This window comes from Synechococcus sp. 'PEA 65AY6A-5F PE A', assembly GCF_047462575.1.
Classification (GTDB): Bacteria; Cyanobacteriota; Cyanobacteriia; order Thermostichales; family Thermostichaceae; genus Thermostichus.
Window position 1 is genome coordinate 19,207 of sequence record NZ_JAOALE010000030.1, and the last position, 16,280, is coordinate 35,486.

A 16,280-nucleotide genomic window follows, 5' to 3' on the forward strand; every position below is an offset into this window, starting at 1 on the left:
GCCAGAAACGAACCATCCAGCTCGGCTAGCGGCGGTAAACTTGGTTTTCCAGGTTGCGCACCTGCCGCTCCAGCCGATCCAGCCGCCCGCGCAGCTCGTCCATTTCCGATTGGCGAGGAACACCCAAATCCTGCAGGACGTTGCGCACCTGCCGCTGCACGTAAGACTCCAGGTTGCTCTGCTCGGATTTCACCTGGTTGAGCAGGTTGTTGATGACGTTGGAGGCCTCTTCTGGCTTGAGCTGACCTTTCTGCACCAGCTCGTCAGCAGCCTTTTTCAACTGCTCCGCGAGCAGAGCGGTGGTGCCCACGCCCATTAGTAAGAGCTGACGTAAGATACTGTTATTGTCCAACGCTGCCCTCCAGAGAATGCTTGCCGAAGGTACGGGCTTCTATGACTACCTATTCTCCTCAGTTTGCCCTCAACTTCGCAACCGGGTCGGCCAGCTTCCCGCTTTCGGCAGAGGGGGCGCGGGAGTGGCACAGGGCTTTGCAAACCCTTGTGGAGCGGCTCAAAGTGGGGGCAAGCGGCCCCCAACGCCAGCCCCAGGCGCCGATTGAGTTTCACCATGCCGCCCCAAACTTGTACCTGGAGATGTTCTGCAATCCCAATATCTGGCCCGGCCCCCACGCCGCCAAGGTGTTAGTAATGTTGAAAACAGGGGCATTGCGCCTTTCTATTGAAGTGGAGTTCTCCCGCCTGCAAGAAGACCTCAGCCAATATCTGGAGTCTCTGAGATGAGCGAAGGCCGACACGCTTTGGGCGAGGAGCCGGCGGTTATTGCAGTAACGGAGCTGCTGGTTGAGCCGCCAGGTGGGATCCCTGGCCAGATGGAGACCGTTTCTCTCACTTGGCACGATCGCCAGCACTCTCGGCAGCGGCTGGTGAGCGACTGAGGCAGGGAAATCCAGTTGATGCTGCCACCCATCTCCACGAGGAGGATCTGCTCTCCGCGGATGCGCAGCGACACATTCCAGTCGAGGCCCAAGATGGCATTTTCTGCCTAGAAGCGGTAAAAAAGGCTGGAAAAAGCAGGTAAGTGTGAGCTGTTTAGAACCCCAGAGGGTTGGCTCATCAACGCCGACGCCCATGCGGCGACGAATACGAAGTAACGGCAACCTTTGGACTTTGTCTGTGGAAAGTCAGCAGAGGCGCTTTGACAACGCCTTTAAGAGTCTGTTTCCGGGCTGCTTCCACTTAAGGCCGGAAGTGTCAAAACGGGTTATCGTATCAAGGGGATCCCTGTGTGGGGAAACAATCTGGGCTGCTCTCCCTTGGTAAAGATTGCCATGCATTCGAGCGAGTCTTTTCGACGCACCAAAATTGTTGCCACTATCGGCCCTGCCAGCTCCAACCCCGCCATCCTAAGGGAAATGATCCTGCAAGGGGCAACCACCCTTCGCCTCAACTTCTCCCATGGGGATCACGACCTGCACCGCCGCAACATCCGCCTCATCCGCCAAACCGCTATGGACCTCGGCATCCAGGTCGCCATTTTGCAAGACCTGCAGGGGCCCAAAATTCGCCTCGGCAAGTTCGCCGAAGGCTCGATCACCCTTAGGAGCGGGGATCCCTTCGTGTTGACCAGCAAGCCCATTTTGGGATCCCAGGAGCGCAGTTGGGTCACCTACGACAAGCTAGCCCAAGAGGTGCCGGAAGGGGCGACGATCCTCCTCGACGACGGTCGGGTGGAGATGCGGGTGGAGGCGGTGGATCCCGAGGCGGGGGAGCTCTTCTGCCGCACCATTGTCGGCGGCACCCTCTCCGACAACAAGGGGGTGAACTTCCCCGGCGTGCGCCTCAGCATCCGCGCCGTTACCGAAAAAGACAAAGAAGACCTCTACTTCGGCCTCAACCAAGGGGTGGACTGGGTGGCCCTCAGCTTTGTGCGGGATCCCTCGGATGTGCTGGAGCTGCGGGAACTGATGGCCGCTGTCGGCAAGCGGGTTCCTATCATTGTCAAGATCGAAAAACACGAGGCCATCCAACAACTGCCCCAGATCCTGGCCCTCAGCGACGGGGTAATGGTGGCGCGGGGAGATCTGGGCGTAGAGCTGCCGGCGGAAGAGGTGCCGATTTTGCAGAAGCGGATCATTGCCATGGCCAACTGCCTGGGGATCCCGGTCATCACCGCTACCCAAATGCTGGACAGCATGGCCCACAGCCCTCGTCCCACTCGGGCCGAGATCTCGGATGTGGCCAATGCTATTTTGGACGGCACCGATGCCGTCATGCTCTCCAACGAGACGGCGGTAGGCAAATATCCCGTCGAGGCGGTGGCGACCATGGCCCGCATTGCTGTGCGCATCGAACGGGATTACTTCAGCCCGATCTATGTCGATCGCCGCCAACACCTGCGCACCCTCACCCTGCAGGAGCTGAGTCAAAATAACGGCAGCCCCGGTGGCAATGGCTCGCCCCGGCCCAAAACCCTGGTCACCGACTCAATCAGCCGCGCCGTAGGGGAGATTGCCCAGGAGTTGGATGCGGTGGCGGTGATGACCCTGACCAAAACCGGGGCTACGGCTCGCAATGTCTCCCGGTTTCGCCCGCGCACCCCGATCTTGGCTGTAACTCCTCATGTAGAGGTGGCGCGGCAACTGCAGTTGGTGTGGGGGGTACGGCCCTTGTTGGTCATGGATTTGCCTACCACCCGCCAGACCTTTCAGGCCGCCATCAACGTGGCTCAGGAAGAAGGCTTGCTTAAGGATGGCGACTTGGTGGTGCTCAGCGCCGGCACTTTGCCAGGCGTATCCGGCTCCACCGATCTGATTAAGGTAGAGGTAGTCAAGGCAGTGGTGGCCAAAGGCAGAGGGTTTGGCAAAGGCACTGTCAGCGGCCCGGCCCGCATCCTCAGATCTAGCCTCGATGCCAGCAAGATCACTGCCGGCGACATCCTGGTTGCTCGCGCTACCGATGCCAACTATGTGGAGGCGATCAAACAGGCGGCCGGGGTGATCACCGAAGAAGATGGGGCCTCCTCCCATGCGGCGGTGATCGGTCTGCGGTTAGGGGTGCCGGTGCTGGTGGGAGTTAAGGATGCTACGCGCCTCATCCGCGACGGCGCCATCGTCACCCTAGACCCAGAAAAAGGCACGGTGACCTCAGGAGCAGATGGGCTGGGCTTTTAGAGGGTTTTGCGGTCATTTCAGACAAGTTTGAGACCGTCTCCCAGTTCCTCTCTCCCCGGGAAAGGGAAGGCAGGGATCCGCGCAATGAGCGCTTTCACTGCCGTTTGACGCTTCAAGATACTCTCTCAGGGCTCTGCGCCGACAAGGATTTATCAAAGCCCATCAAGCTGATAACCTTTGCAAATAGTTGCACAGAATCCTTCACAAACGGGTCGCTGGCAGAAGTCCCAAGTTAGATTTCCTACAGGAGGCCGGTGACCATAGCAGAGGGCAGAGCCAGGGTTTGCCACCCTCACTTTGGTTCAGTTTGACTCGCAGGATCCCTACGAAGTTATCCACCGTTTCAAGCCCATCGCCGAAGTTCCCGAGCTAACCCGCGAGACCTATGTGCCGCGGGCCTCTACCCCTTTGCTAGAGGCCATGGGTCGCGGCATCACCGACTTGGAAAGCGGCCTCAGCCAACTCGCTGAAGCAGATCGCCCTGCGAGGGTGGTTATGGTGGTGGTAACCGATGGCCAAGAGAACGCCAGCCGCGAGTTCCGCAAAGAGCAAGTCGAGAAGATGATCAAAGAAAAAACAGAGAAAGACGGCTGGCAGTTTGTTTTCTTGAGCGCCGATCTGGCTGCCATCCGCGATGCCAAGGCCGTCGGCGTCGCTCCCGTCGCCTCCCTGTTGTACCAGAAGTCCGGCTTGGGCAGCAAATTAGCCTGGGCTTCCCTTGCGATGCGCCTCTCCGACTACCGCTCAGCTCGTCTTCACAGTTTGATGTTCCTCGAAGAAGATCGCCAGCATCCCGACGACCCGAACAAGAAGAAGAAGAATAACAAGAGCTGATCCCTTACCGGTGCAACTTGCCGAGATCCTGGCCACGCTCCAACCCCCCGTATACGGGGGCAGGGGGGCGGGGCTCCTGCGGTTTCTAGCTGAAAGGGATCCTCACCTTCAAAGCTTCCCGCATCTGGGTTGAGACGAACCCACCCCAGAAGGTGGTTGTCGACGGAGAAGTGGTGGGCACAACCCCCGTCCAGATCGAGGTGCATCGCGCCGCCTGTGCGGAAACCCAACTCCGCCGAAAAGCTCGCCATCTTCTGGGTGAGACGGGTTTCGCCGAGCCTGACCCTGCTGAGCGCAACCGTGGGCCTGGGCGGGATCCTCGGCTCGGCTCTGGTCCTCTGGGGACTGACTCTGGCTTTGCAAGGACTGGCGCCCTCCAGTCAAGCCATCGATGCATGGATTTTGCAATGGCTGCAGCGGGCCAGCCCTTGGCTGGATCCCTTGGCTTGGGTGGGGTGGGGGTTAGGGCATCCGATTGGGCTGGTGGGTTTGACCGCCTGGGGATGGGTTTTGCTCTGGCGCAGCCAACAAAGACGGACGGCTTGGGGACTGTTGGTTGCAGCCTTAGGAGCTGCCGTGATCGCCGGGATCCTGCAGCCTACCTTTTCTCGCCCCCGCCCAGATCTTTGGGATCCCATCCTGTCGGAGTGGACAGGTCATCGCAGCAACGGTAATCTACGGCCTTTTGGGCTATCTGGTGGCAAGCTATTATCCTGCTCAGCGGCGCTGGTTCGCTGGAGGAGTGCTGGGGATCCTATTCTTCATCGGTTTCAGCCGGGCCGACTGGGGGTTGAATTGGCCCAGCGATCTGCTGGCGGGGTATAGCCTGGGGGCTTTGTGGTTCATCTTTTGCCTCACCCTTCTGCGGATTCAGTGGATGCGCCAGACAAATGGCCGCGGCCAAGCAAGGTAGTGCATAGGTACAGAATCCTCCGGTTGCGATACACTACCCAGATAAGGCCCTTTGCCGGTTAGTTGCAGCCTCTGGCCAAAAGCTTTTGGGATGGGTCAGCGGATCTCGGCAAAGAGCTGTTATCTCTTGTATCTCAGCGCCCCAAATATCCTATGACTGCTACTTTTGTTCACACACCTTTGGCGCAAACCCTTCTGACCCGTCCTTCCTGGGTTCGGGATTCCATGCTGGTGTTGGGGGGAAGTTTGTTGGTAGCGGCCCTGGCGCAGGTGCGGATCCCTTTGCCCTTTACGCCAGTACCCCTCACCGGACAAACCTTCGGCGTGATGCTGGTGGGGGCAGGCTTTGGGTCGAGGTTGGGCTTTCTCGCCTTGCTGCTGTACCTGCTGGAGGGGCTTTTGGGGTTGCCCTTCTTCAACGGCGGCGGCTCCGGGCTCAGCCACCTAACCGGACCGACAGGGGGCTACTTGCTGGCCTTTCCCCTGGCCGCAGGGCTGATGGGCTGGTTTGTGGAGCGCTGGGGGGTGGATCGCAGCCCTTGGAAGATGGCCGCGTCCATGCTCTCCTGCTCGGTTTTGATCTACGTCTTGGGAGCCACCTGGCTGGGGGTGTGGCTGAACGAGAATGTCGGCCCCACTTCCGTCTTGGCCGTGCTCACCAAAGGCGTGTTCCCCTTTATCCCCGGCGATCTGCTGAAGTGTGTGCTAGCAGCAGCCCTGCTGCCCACCACTTGGCGTTGGCTGGGGCGGGAGACAGCGGATCCCAAGTCGTCCTCAAGCTAGGGCTTGCCCAACAGCAGCCCGATCGGTGTAGGGCCAGCCTCCCGAAAATCTAAAAAAAAAATGATATCTGCCGCAGTTTGGCCTTTTTTCTGAGATTCTAGTGACTGTGATCAAAACGGTGTTTAAAGCAACAGATTCAATGGAGCGCTTCCCTATATTGCTCTAGAGTTTTATAAGTCGCTGAGCGACAAGCCCCTTTATGGGGCTTTTTTTATCGGCTTTATAAAAAAGGTGGGATAGGGCTGACCCTGACTTGCTATAGCCAATTTGGCTGAGGGTGGAACGCTGTTAGAGATAAGATGGCATGGAGCAGACTCCAAGAGGCAACTCCACGAGCCACAGCCCAGACTTAGGAGAGAGTTGTAGGGTATGTTAAGGAAGGGGACAGCCCGACAATAGCCGCATAGATTTACGAAGTCAGTCGTTAACGGTTTATCGCTGGCTGAGCCGAGAAAACCTAAGACCAACAGTTTTCAAGACACGGAAGTAAAAGATGGACTGCCCTAAAAGAACATGTGGAGCAGTAGATCAGAGGATAGAGCCAAGCTGTTCAACCCAGTGCTACAGCCTAATTAAGGGGTACAGTAGCAACACTTAGCAAGCCAACCCTATCAAAAGCCAGAAACTGGATCACCGTTTCCTGGGTGGCCTGGCCGTAGCGCTGGTAAAACAGCTCCTGATCCCCGGTGGTGTAGAGGAAAACCTGAAGGGCAATCTGGAAGCGGAGATCACCGTTTTGGATGCCCTTTTACTCAAGTAAGTTGATCAACACTCACGTCACCGGAATGGCCAAGAACACCGCCAACAAGCCGGCCACAGTACCGCTCACAAACAAAGAGAAAAACATGATCACAGGGTTGATATTGACGGATCCCTGCATCACGCGAAGCAGGAGTAAGCTCTCTTCTACTTGTTGTAGGGAGATACAAATTACTGGATAGAGAGCCATACGCTCTGTGATAAGACAATATGAGCAATTAGGCTAGTCCCAATAGTGGCTCCAATACCTGGAATTAAATCAAATAAACCTGTAATCATCGATGAGGTTAGAGCTGAAGGGATCCGAAGTACTAAAAACACTGGAAAAGCTGAAATAGCGAAGAAAAACGACAACACGGCTCAACCCCAGAAAAATCCCAAAAATTCCGCCGCACACTTTCAGTAATTCGAGCTTTCCACTCCTCTGGGAACGGCTTTAGAAATAAGCTCCACAGTCGCTTTCCATCCAGCAGGATAACAATTTAAAAACAGGTTTACTAAACCGAAGACCAAGCTGCGCAAAGTCAACACGTCAGGGCCCAGTAGGCCTGTCGAAAAGGCTTCGGGCAAGCTTCTGAGCAACAAAATCCCCGCGGCCTAGCCAGCGCAAGTTAGCCTGGGCATTTAGTTGGGGATCTCGATCGTGACATTGGCCAACTGCACATCGTCATAGTCCACCCAAGCCCCACCGTCCTGGCCGATTGTGTCAGTCCCCAGCGGCACAAAGATATCCAGGGATCCACCCAAAAGAGGGATACTGATCCGGGATCCGCCGGCGATCCTGCCAGGCTGGATCACCGTTTTGCCAGTGCGCAAGGTAACCGTATTCAGCCCCAGGCGCAGATGCTCTAGTGGCAGAGGGATGCGCAGGTCGTCTCCCCCCAAGTGGATTTGCTCCACCTCCACTCCGTTTAAAAGCACTCGCATGGGAGACATATTGGCGCCGGGAATGCGGGACTGGCCGGCCCGATAGGCAGCGGCAGTATCCAACCCAATCAGGGATCCAAGCCGCAAAACCGGTGGGCGAGGCGGCAGGCGGTCTAGGCTGAAGGAGCGGGTCATCTCCACCCCTTGGGCAGGCGCCAGAAATTGCCCGGCAGCCGCCGACTTTGGAGAATATTGGTTATCGCCCAGGCGGATGACATTGGCCTCCAGCACCAGCGTGGCGTTGGGATCCCAGCGCTCCAACTGCAACTGCCAAGGCCGATCCCCGCCGGTCTGTCCGTTGCCTGTGCTCTGGGAATAGGGCAAATAGTTCTCCAGCCGCGCCACCAAAATTTCTTCTGCCGGCAGCGGCCCCGGCAGGCGAAACCGCCCTTGGGCATCGGTGCGCACCGAAATCCCTGCCCCCGGAATGGCCACCTCCACCCCGGCCAAAGGCTGCCCTGTCAGGCGATCCACCACCTGCCCAGAGTAGGCCGAGTCCAACTGCACCTGGCCGGTGGGTGCATCTGTGGCCGCCTGAATGCGCTGCTGCAACACCTGCCAATCGGCTTCTGTAATCCGCCCATCCTGATCGACATCGGCAGCCCGGATCTGGTCGTCGGTCAACTCCCGTTCTCCCCGCAAATAGGCCCCCAACAGGTTGAGATCCTGCACCGTCAAACGACCATCCCCATCCAGATCGCCTGCTTGAAAGGGCTGCGCTTGGGCAGAAGACAGGTCTATCCAACCCAGAGCCAGGGATCCCAGCAACAAGAGAGAACGGGCTAAACAGGAGACCCTAGACATCACAACTCTCCTGGGGAAAGAGCCGAAAGGCACTCTTTATGTCCTTATGTTTTAACGCAATTACTCCCCCACAGCAGGGTTGGCCGAGCCGGTGCGAAGTACTCTTAAACGCAATTTTGCTCGCCCGCCTTTGGCTGCAGGAGCCGAAAACTTGGTGGTAGGATAACCGTGGTGACTTGCTTCTCCTATGGCTCGATACTCCTGCGTTACCCAGCTCATGGGCTCAGCCGAGCAGTTAAGCGAAGCGATTCGCGCTGTCTTGGAGCGTTGCCAGCTTACTGTCCTACACAACAGCCCTGACTACTGGGTGGCCGGCGAGCCGCCTGGAAAAAATCCCTACGCCAAACTGGTGACGGTAGAGGTGTTTGTGGATCGCACCCGCCAAGCCGCTGACGGATCTGTACAGGTCACCTGCATCGCCAAAAACGAAGAGCTGCCCCTGAGAAGCGTCAACCATTGCCAACAAACCTTTGACCAATTGAGGACAGAGCTAGCCCAGTTGCAAGCTCAGCTGCAGCTTGCTGCTCGACAAAAAGAGGCCATAGAATAGCGAAGCTGAGTTCCCTTGGATCTCATGGCACGTCGCTGCCAACTGACCAACAAAAAACGCAACAACGCTTTCGCCATCTCCCACTCCCACCGGCGTACCAAGCGTCTGCAGGAGGTTAACCTGCAGTGGAAACGCATCTGGTGGGAGGAGGGCAAGCGGTTTGTTCGTTTGCGCCTTTCCACCAAGGCACTGAAAACCCTCAAGGCCAAAGGGATAGGGGCCATGGCCCGCGAAGCTGGAATCGACCTCAACCAATTTTGAGGGATCATCCGCTGCCTTGACCTCTTGAAAACCGATCTGCTGGGGCTGGCGCAAGAGTGGCCCTGGCTACAGTTCACAGCAATCCAAACAGTTTGCGTGACTTGGGCGGGAGCCCCGCCAGCAGAGTGTTGAGGGTGTCCCGCTGAGTAAGCTCGTTGGTGCCGCTCGCGCGTTCGATCAAGAACTTGCGCATTTCGTCCGAGAGCTTGGCGTCGGTAAAGTCGGCGCCGACAAAGCTGGCCCCTTCAATTTGGGCCTCTTGGAGGTTGGCCCCCACCAGGAGGGCTTGGTCAAAGTTGGCATTCTGCAACTGGCAACTGGATAGGATGGCCTGGGAGAGGTTGCAGCGAAAGAGGTTGGCTTGGCGAAAGTCGGCGGCAAAAAAGTTGCCTTCCGTTAGGTTGGCAGCCACCAAGCTGGCCTCGCGAAAGATGGAATGGCTGAAGTGTCCCCCCTGAAAGCTGCTTTTGTCCAGCTTGGCAGCGGTGAAGTTGCTGTAGTCTCCCAGGGCTTGACTGAAGCTGGATCCCCGGAGATCGGAGGCAGCGAAGTTGGCCCGCTCCAGCTCGGCACGGCGAAAGTTGCATAACCGCAGATCTGCCTGCTGCATACTGAGCGAGCGCAGGTTGGCCCGCGTCAAGTTGGCCTTGGGCATCTGGATGCGGTCGAACAGGCCCCGCGAGAGGTAGGCGCCTTCGAGGTTGGCACCCAGCAGGGAGCGCCCTTCTCGCAGGGCTGCTAGCAAGTCCCGCGTGGTTTCAATGCGAACCGGCTCGGAGGGTTGGGGAGAAGGAACACTCACAGACAGACCATTCCTCACAGGCGAGCCAGAAACCTGGTCAACCTGGCCGAAACACTGAGGTCTAACAGGGATCTCATCTAACTAAGCTAACGTTTGCTTCGCTGGTCAGGGTTAAGGGGATGTTAAAGACGGCTCTGCATCGGTTTAACTTCCTGCCCGGAGCAATCCGCTCCAATTTGTTGCATACTCAGGGCAGCTTTTCGTTGCTCAAACCATTCATGCAGGTAGCTTTCATTGTCGATCCGTTGTCTCAGTTGCAGGTGGGCCACGACACCAGCGTTGCCCTAATGGAGGCGCTGCAGAAACGAGGCCACCGCATTTTTTGCCTTGGATTGGCCGACCTCTACTGGGATCAAGGGGAAACCTGGGGATCCGTTGAGGAGATTGTGTTGGATCTAGGAGCGGATCCCTGGTACGAAGTCAAAGAACGGCGTTTGTTGCCCTTGAGCCAGATGCAAGCCGTATGGATGCGCAAGGATCCGCCGGTGGACGCGGCCTATCTCTACGCCACCTACCTTCTGGATCATCTCTCCCCCCGCCGCACCCTAGTGCTCAACCATCCTGCCGGGATCCGCTCCGCCAACGAAAAGATCTATGCTTTGCGGTTTAAAGAGTGGATCCCGCGTACCTGCGTCAGCAGCAGCAAGGCCTTGCTCCGCCAATTCGTCGAGCAGGTGGGGCAGGCGGTGCTCAAGCCCCTGGGCGGCAAGGGTGGGGAAGGGATCCTGCGGGTCAATGCCGGCGATCCAAACCTCAATTCCTTGATCGAGCTGAGCACTCAGTTTGGCCGGCTGCCCGTGATGGTGCAAGAGTATTTGCCGCAGGCAGCAGCGGGAGATAAGCGCATTTTGCTGCTGGAGGGCGAGCCTTTGGGCGCCGTCAATCGCATCCCTGGGGAGGGGGATTTCCGTGGCAATGTGGCCGCTGGGGGTCGGGTGGAGAAAACCGAGATTGCTGAAAAAGAACGGGCCCTCTGCGCGGCTTTGGCGCCAGTGCTGCGGCAGGAGAAACTCTATTTTGTTGGAATTGATGTCATCGGGGAACGGCTGACAGAGATTAACGTCACCAGCCCAACTATGCTGCGGGAGATCTGCCAGTTAGAAGGGGTTGATCTGGCCGATCAAGTGGCCCAGTGGCTGGAGAAGAAAGTGCCCATCAAAGCGTAAACTGCCCCACGCCCTCTTCCGAGGAATCTGGGCATTATCCAACAGATACCCTCTCCAGTCACTTTCCCCCTTTGAGCTCCCTCGCAAGAGCATCGATGCTACAGCCTGTTAAAAATAGGGTACAGGTATTCAAGAGGCAGGAGAGGAGGGGATGCCAACCCATTCTTTGGATTGACGGCAAAGAGTTGTGACAGCTTATCAGGCAGGTAAGACCTCTATCCGCTTCCGAAGTGGGTTTGCTAAGTGTTGCTACTGTACCTCTTGATTCTTTAGCAGGCTGTACCTCAAGCTCTGGGGGAAGTTACGCCTGGGGTCTGCCGGGGCTGGGCGACCAGCTAGGTAGGAGTCGCTGAAGCACAGACAAAAGTTCCCTTTTGCCCGCTGTTGTCTAAGTCTTTTAGAGCGGCATCTCCCAGTGCAGCTCGACGTAGGTATGGCCTTCCGGAGTGTGGGTGCGATGCCAGGAGCCCTTGGGCAGGTAGCGGGCAATGGTATTCATGGCTTTGCTGCCATAGCCGCCACCGGGGCTGGGGGCGTATTCTACGCCGTCATTGATGACCGACAAGCAGCAGTGGCGCTCCTTTTGCACCAAGGACACCTTGACGAAGGAGGCGTTGCCCTTGGGAGGTTGCACATGGGCGATGACATTGCCGATGGCCTCTCGCAAAAAGCGCAAGATGTCCTCCCGTTGGTCGAACCACTCGCCGGTATTGGGCTCCTCCAGAGGTTGTAGGTGGCGCTCCACAGGCAAGGTCAGGCTGCCCGTCCGAATCAGCTCGTCCAGATAGGTGTCGATGCCCCGGTGCAAGCCCTCCCGCAAGCTGGGGGAAATGCGCAGCTTGGTGGCCAGGGTGCGCACATCGTTAAGCTGCTCGCGAATGCCTCGCCCGATCCTTTCCAGTTGTTCCAGCAGACGATCGTAAATGGCAGGATCGGGATCCTTACCCTGCTGCTGTTGCCATTGCAAGCTCTCCAGCTCGTCCATCACCACCTTCAGCTCCTGCAGCTCGCGATCGTGAATGTCGGTGGCAATGCGGTAGAGCAGCTTGCGGGCTTGGTCGATAGCAGCCTCTTGTTCGGCCCGGCGCAGGCGCTCCAGTTCCTGTTGCTGGGCCAAGAGCCGCTCCTGGTTCTCCAAGATTACCAAGGTCAGAAGCAGGCTCACCCCCGTTAGACCGACGGCCAAAGCCGGCAAGGTCAGCGGCCAAATCCAACGCCACAGCAAAAATTGGGTCACGGCCCACCCTTCATAAGCAACCAGCCCCACCACTGGCCAGAGGAGAGAGCGCTGTTGTTTCCAGTCCCAGCAATTCCGTCGCGGGGAGGGGCGATAGAGCACCCAGATCAGGCCCGTTCCCGCCCCCAGCAGGAAGACAACTCCCGCCGCTAGCCCTGCCGGCAGGGATCGGTACACCTCTCCGGTGAGCAGGCTCGAGAGGATTTGCGCCTGCAGCTCGACTGCCGCAATCTGGGATCCATCCGCCGTCCGCACCGGGAAGGTCTCCGGGTAGCCGCCCACAAAGCCGACCAGGACAATTTTGTCTCGCAGTTGGTCGGCAACTTTGGGGTCGAGGGGCGGGATCCCTTCTTGGCCGCGGCAGGCTTGGCCGGGGCTGAGCGTCGGGGAGCCGGATCCCGTCTGGGAGATCAGCGGCGGACAGACCCGTTCGATGGGGATGATGGGGATGCTGTGCTGAGAGCCAAGGGGATTGAACTGAAACGGCTGTAAGCCCCGCTTGCGAAACCAGCGGCTAGCCTTCTCCGGGTCGTACTTGGCAAAAGCCAGAGCCTCCACCGAGGCGAACATCTGCTCCTCCTGGCTGTCGCGGCGTAGGTAGAGCCCCCGCAACTGGGCCTGGCGTAGGATCCCGGTTCTGTCGACTCGGTGTTGCACCACCCCCTGAACATGCTCTGGCGGCACCAAATACTCAAGGCGCAAGGACGAAAAAGGCAAGAAGTGGTTGTAGATGTTGATCTCGGAGCGTCCAAAGCTCTCGCTGCTGCGGGTGGCCAAAACCAAGCGATCCGGGTAGCGCTGCACCACCTGACGCAGGGGAGCATCTAGGTTCTCGTTGCCCAGATTCTGCGGCACCACAAAGCTGCTGGGCAGGTTCAGCACCACCACCCTGGCTTCGGCCTCTTCCAGAAGGCGCAAGGTCAGGCCGGCGTAGTTAGCCCGTTCCAAGAGAAAGTCAACATTATGCTGGCCATCACCACTTTCTCCCTGCCCATCAATGCGGCCATCGATGCCGAGGATCACCACCTCCGGGGAAGGTTGCTGAGGGCCGCGCCAAGCATAGAGCCATTCCTGGGCGTCGCTCTCCAGCCGCAGCAACAAAGGGTGCTGGGCAGAAAGGTTGAGCAAGGTGGCCCACCCCAGGCCCCAAGCCAAGGCCCAGCCCAGTCGCCGCCGGGAGGGAGACAGTCGCCTCTGAGGGCCACGCTCTTGGCCAGCAAGAAGGGGAGAAGCGAGATTCGGCATGTTGAGGCCAACAGGTTGAAGAGCGCCTCCTCTGCCATCTTGGCCGCTGACAACGGCTGGCGAGGGGATCCCTGCCCACCCAGTTGCTGGGGAAAAACCGCAGCTTCAGGGGTGATGGTTGCGCACCCGCGCCGCCTCCTCAGGACTAATGCCGAGACGGGTGAGGTTAACGCGGCCCTTGTGGTCGATGCTGCGCACCTTGACCACCACCTCATCTGCTACGGCAATTTCATCCTCCACCCTGCTGACGCGGTACTCCGCCAGTTGCGAGATGTGGATCATGCCCTCTTTGCCCGGCAAGAACTCCACAAAGGCGCCGATAGGAATGATGCGGGTCACCTTGCCCAGGTACACCTGCCCCTCTTCCACCCGCCGCACCAGGTTTTCGATCATCGCCCGAGCCGCTTCTGCCTGGCCGCCCACCGAGGAGGACACGGTGATCGTGCCATCGTCGCTGATGTCCACCTTGGCTCCTGTCGCTTCGGTGATGCTGCGCACCATCTTGCCGCCAGGGCCGATGATCTTGCCGATATCTTCCGGATCCACCTTGAACGTGAGCAGACGAGGGGCTGTTTTGGCCAACTGGGGCCGAGGCGCCGGGAGAACCTCCAGCATTTTGTCAAGGATGTAGTCCCGCCCGGCCTTGGCCTGCAGGAGGGCTTTCTCCACCACATCCACGGTGATGCCGGTAATTTTCATGTCCATCTGCAAAGCGGTGATCCCGGCCCGCGTGCCGGCCACCTTGAAGTCCATATCCCCCAAAAAGTCCTCGATGCCCTGGATGTCGGTGAGGATGCGCACCTCGTCCCCTTCCTTAATTAAGCCCATGGCTACGCCGCTGACCGGCGCTTTGATCGGCACCCCGGCATCCATCAAAGACAGAGTAGAGCCACAGACTGAGGCCATCGAGGTGGAGCCATTGGAGGAGAGCACCTCTGAGACCACCCGCACCACGTAGGGAAACTCCTCCTCCTTGGGCAGCACCGGCACCAAGGCCCGCTCCGCCAGCGCCCCATGGCCGATCTCCCGCCGTCCCGGCGAGCGCGAGGGCCGCACTTCTCCCACGGAAAAGCCGGGGAAGTTATAGTGGTGCATGTAACGCTTCTCGTCCACTGGGTGCAGATCGTCCAGCTCCTGGGCATCACCAGGGGTGCCGAGGGTGGTGATGGAAAGGACTTGGGTGAGGCCGCGGTTGAACAGAGCGCTGCCGTGTACCCGTGGGATCAAGCCCACCCGACAAGAGACTGGTCGCACCTCGTCCAGCTTGCGCCCATCCACCCGCACCCCCTCCTGCAAGATCTGCTGGCGCATCAGCTTCTTGGTCAAAGCCTTGAACTGGTCGTCCAATTCCTTGGGATTTTCCAGCAGATACAGCCGCAAGGGATCCCCCTCTGGCCGTGCCTGGATCTGGGCCTCTAGCTTGGCCTTGATCGCCTCCAGTTGTTGCTCGCGGCTGGTCTTATCCAGGAACTGCCTGAGGACGGAGCGAATCTCCTCCTGGCCGTGTTCTGCCACAAAGGCAACCAGCTCCTCATTTTGAGGGGGCGGGGGCAGCTCCACAGGGGTGATGTTGAGATCGGCGAAAACTTGCTGTTGGGCCTTGAGCAGCTCTTGAACGGCCTCGAAACCAAACTCAATGGCCTCGACCACGTCCTTTTCCGGCAGTTGGTTGGCGCCGGCCTCCACCATGATTACGCCGTCGGCACAGCCAGCCACCACCAAATCCAGATCGCCGGCCTCGATCTCGGCATAGGTGGGGTTGATGATGAACTCATCTTTAACCAAGCCGACCCGCACCGCCGCCACCGGGCCGTTGAAGGGGATGCGAGCGCTGTGGATGGCCAGCGAGGCCCCCAAAATACACAACACATCGGGCGGCACCTTGTCGTCCACCGAGAGGGTGGTGGCCACGATTTGCACATCGTCCCGCAGCCATTCTGGGAACAAAGGCCGCAGGGGCCGGTCTATAAGACGAGAGATCAGGGTGGCCCGCTCCGGTGGCCGACCTTCCCGCCGCAAGTAGCCTCCTGGGATCCGCCCGGCAGCGTAGAGCCGCTCCTCATAGTCCACCAGCAAAGGCAAGAAATCGACACCGGCACGACCGGCTTGTCGCGTAGCCGTGACCAAGACCGAAGTTTCCCCAGAAGTCAACCAGACTCCGCAACCTGCCTGGGGAGCCATCAACCCAATATTAATGTCAATTTCCCGCCCGTAAAAGGAAATCGACCGAGTATATTCCGCCATGTAACGCTTCGCCTTCTTTTTTCTTGCCGCTATCGTAGCATTCTCTTTTTGCTTTGTTCTCTGGTGGGAGAGAGTTGGGGCGTCGCCAAAAACTGTTCTTCTGGCTCTGGCCGGGGAGCTGCAGCAAGGCTAGGGTAGGCCAGATGCTCGCTTGCCGCCAACCCAACCGCCTCCCGTGCTGATGCTAGAGCCGCTGACGCCTGCCCAAATCAGGGCCTACCTGGAGCGCATTGGCTACGTCGGCCCCACCCAGCTCACCCCGCAAACCCTGCGCCAGATCCACCTGGCCCACCTGCTGCGGGTGCCGTTTGAAAATCTGGATATTCACTGGGGTCGCCCCATTCGCCTGGAGCGGGATTTTTTGTTCCAAAAAATCGTCCGAGAGCGGCGGGGCGGCTTTTGCTTTGAGCTGAACAGCCTGCTGGCCGCTGCTCTGCAGGGGATGGGGTTTTCGGTCCATCTGCTCTCGGGACAGGTGAGCCGGGCCGTTCACGCTACTCGGACGGAGCCTGATGGCCACTTTGGCCCCGAATGCGACCATCTGGCCCTGCAGGTGAACTGCGGCAATGAGGCGTGACATCCTCTCCCGCTAAGCCCTGACGGGCTGTAGACGGGAGCTTCCGAG

At 58.7% G+C, this 16,280-nt stretch carries 16 protein-coding genes; 10 read left to right on the forward strand and 6 right to left on the reverse strand.

Going from position 1 to position 16,280, the window contains the following annotated elements:
• Positions 1-25: 25 nt before the first annotated feature.
• Complete coding sequence (locus GG26_RS10325) at positions 26-352, reverse strand: phasin family protein (RefSeq protein WP_011431016.1); 327 nt, start codon at positions 350-352, stop codon at positions 26-28.
• 41 nt (positions 353-393) lie between these two features.
• Between GG26_RS10325 and GG26_RS10330 the strand changes: the two genes are divergently transcribed.
• From GG26_RS10330 to GG26_RS10355, 6 genes are all read left to right on the forward strand, one after another.
• Positions 394-741 carry a hypothetical protein gene (locus GG26_RS10330; RefSeq protein ID WP_011431017.1) on the forward strand — a complete coding sequence of 116 codons (348 nt, stop codon included), beginning with the start codon at positions 394-396 and terminating at the stop codon, positions 739-741.
• Positions 738-896, forward strand: coding sequence for a hypothetical protein (locus tag GG26_RS10335; RefSeq protein ID WP_011431018.1), 159 nt, complete (start codon positions 738-740; stop codon positions 894-896). Before GG26_RS10330 ends, GG26_RS10335 begins: the two co-directional genes overlap by 4 nt.
• 393 nt (positions 897-1,289) lie before the next feature.
• Positions 1,290-3,131, forward strand: coding sequence for a pyruvate kinase (pyk, locus tag GG26_RS10340; protein ID WP_011431019.1), 1,842 nt, complete (start codon positions 1,290-1,292; stop codon positions 3,129-3,131).
• 297 nt (positions 3,132-3,428) lie between these two features.
• The gene (locus tag GG26_RS10345; protein ID WP_414390413.1) at positions 3,429-3,965 is read left to right on the forward strand and encodes a hypothetical protein; all 537 of its coding nucleotides are present in this window, start codon (positions 3,429-3,431) and stop codon (positions 3,963-3,965) included.
• A gap of 697 nt (positions 3,966-4,662) precedes the next feature.
• The gene (locus tag GG26_RS10350; protein ID WP_414390416.1) at positions 4,663-4,878 is read left to right on the forward strand and encodes a hypothetical protein; all 216 of its coding nucleotides are present in this window, start codon (positions 4,663-4,665) and stop codon (positions 4,876-4,878) included.
• A gap of 152 nt (positions 4,879-5,030) precedes the next feature.
• Complete coding sequence (locus tag GG26_RS10355; RefSeq protein ID WP_414346730.1) at positions 5,031-5,660, forward strand: biotin transporter BioY; 630 nt, start codon at positions 5,031-5,033, stop codon at positions 5,658-5,660.
• Positions 5,661-6,432: 772 nt separating this feature from the next.
• On the opposite strand, the gene GG26_RS10360 is transcribed toward GG26_RS10355, so the two are convergent.
• The gene (locus GG26_RS10360; RefSeq protein ID WP_011431023.1) at positions 6,433-6,609 is read right to left on the reverse strand and encodes an AI-2E family transporter; all 177 of its coding nucleotides are present in this window, start codon (positions 6,607-6,609) and stop codon (positions 6,433-6,435) included.
• Positions 6,610-7,043: 434 nt separating this feature from the next.
• The gene (locus GG26_RS10365) at positions 7,044-8,150 is read right to left on the reverse strand and encodes a dockerin type I domain-containing protein (protein WP_099812909.1); all 1,107 of its coding nucleotides are present in this window, start codon (positions 8,148-8,150) and stop codon (positions 7,044-7,046) included.
• A 187-nt stretch (positions 8,151-8,337) separates the two neighbouring features.
• Between GG26_RS10365 and GG26_RS10370 the strand changes: the two genes are divergently transcribed.
• A complete protein-coding gene (locus tag GG26_RS10370) occupies positions 8,338-8,700 on the forward strand; it encodes a hypothetical protein (protein WP_011431025.1) in 363 nt (120 codons plus the stop codon).
• Positions 8,701-8,724: 24 nt separating this feature from the next.
• On the forward strand, positions 8,725-8,961 hold the full coding sequence (gene rpmB / locus GG26_RS10375) for a 50S ribosomal protein L28 (protein ID WP_011431026.1): 237 nt from the start codon (positions 8,725-8,727) through the stop codon (positions 8,959-8,961).
• Positions 8,962-9,034: 73 nt separating this feature from the next.
• Here the strand turns inward: rpmB and GG26_RS10380 are convergent, their stop codons facing one another.
• Positions 9,035-9,763 (reverse strand): pentapeptide repeat-containing protein, encoded by a 729-nt coding sequence (locus tag GG26_RS10380; protein WP_414390422.1) that lies wholly within the window; start codon positions 9,761-9,763, stop codon positions 9,035-9,037.
• A gap of 218 nt (positions 9,764-9,981) precedes the next feature.
• Here GG26_RS10380 and gshB point away from each other — a divergent pair, with 218 nt between their 5' ends.
• On the forward strand, positions 9,982-10,929 hold the full coding sequence (gshB, locus tag GG26_RS10385; protein WP_414390425.1) for a glutathione synthase: 948 nt from the start codon (positions 9,982-9,984) through the stop codon (positions 10,927-10,929).
• A 397-nt stretch (positions 10,930-11,326) separates the two neighbouring features.
• Here gshB and GG26_RS10390 read toward each other — a convergent pair whose 3' ends face one another.
• Both GG26_RS10390 and GG26_RS10395 read right to left on the reverse strand, forming a co-directional pair.
• Entirely contained in the window at positions 11,327-13,411 is a 2,085-nt protein-coding gene (locus GG26_RS10390) for a CHASE2 domain-containing protein (RefSeq protein WP_099812903.1), read from the reverse strand.
• Positions 13,412-13,516: 105 nt separating this feature from the next.
• Positions 13,517-15,655: a polyribonucleotide nucleotidyltransferase gene (locus GG26_RS10395; protein ID WP_414390428.1), complete on the reverse strand. Its 2,139-nt coding sequence runs from the start codon at positions 15,653-15,655 to the stop codon at positions 13,517-13,519.
• A gap of 181 nt (positions 15,656-15,836) precedes the next feature.
• On the opposite strand from GG26_RS10395, the gene GG26_RS10400 reads away from it, so the two are divergent.
• On the forward strand, positions 15,837-16,232 hold the full coding sequence (locus GG26_RS10400) for an arylamine N-acetyltransferase family protein (protein ID WP_083759193.1): 396 nt from the start codon (positions 15,837-15,839) through the stop codon (positions 16,230-16,232).
• Positions 16,233-16,280: the final 48 nt, after the last annotated feature.

Excerpts from the sequence above, each read along its gene's own strand:
- GG26_RS10390 (WP_099812903.1), bottom strand. The coding sequence starts at position 13,411 with ATGCCGAATCTCGCTTCTCCCCTTCTTGCTGGCCAAGAGCGTGGCCCT.
- GG26_RS10330 (WP_011431017.1), top strand. The coding sequence starts at position 394 with ATGACTACCTATTCTCCTCAGTTTGCCCTCAACTTCGCAACCGGGTCG.
- gshB (WP_414390425.1), top strand. The coding sequence starts at position 9,982 with ATGCAGGTAGCTTTCATTGTCGATCCGTTGTCTCAGTTGCAGGTGGGC.
- pyk (WP_011431019.1), top strand. The coding sequence starts at position 1,290 with ATGCATTCGAGCGAGTCTTTTCGACGCACCAAAATTGTTGCCACTATC.
- GG26_RS10360 (WP_011431023.1), bottom strand. The coding sequence starts at position 6,609 with ATGGCTCTCTATCCAGTAATTTGTATCTCCCTACAACAAGTAGAAGAG.
- GG26_RS10400 (WP_083759193.1), top strand. The coding sequence starts at position 15,837 with ATGCTAGAGCCGCTGACGCCTGCCCAAATCAGGGCCTACCTGGAGCGC.
- rpmB (WP_011431026.1), top strand. The coding sequence starts at position 8,725 with ATGGCACGTCGCTGCCAACTGACCAACAAAAAACGCAACAACGCTTTC.
- GG26_RS10355 (WP_414346730.1), top strand. The coding sequence starts at position 5,031 with ATGACTGCTACTTTTGTTCACACACCTTTGGCGCAAACCCTTCTGACC.
- GG26_RS10335 (WP_011431018.1), top strand. The coding sequence starts at position 738 with ATGAGCGAAGGCCGACACGCTTTGGGCGAGGAGCCGGCGGTTATTGCA.
- GG26_RS10395 (WP_414390428.1), bottom strand. The coding sequence starts at position 15,655 with ATGGCGGAATATACTCGGTCGATTTCCTTTTACGGGCGGGAAATTGAC.
- GG26_RS10370 (WP_011431025.1), top strand. The coding sequence starts at position 8,338 with ATGGCTCGATACTCCTGCGTTACCCAGCTCATGGGCTCAGCCGAGCAG.
- GG26_RS10365 (WP_099812909.1), bottom strand. The coding sequence starts at position 8,150 with ATGTCTAGGGTCTCCTGTTTAGCCCGTTCTCTCTTGTTGCTGGGATCC.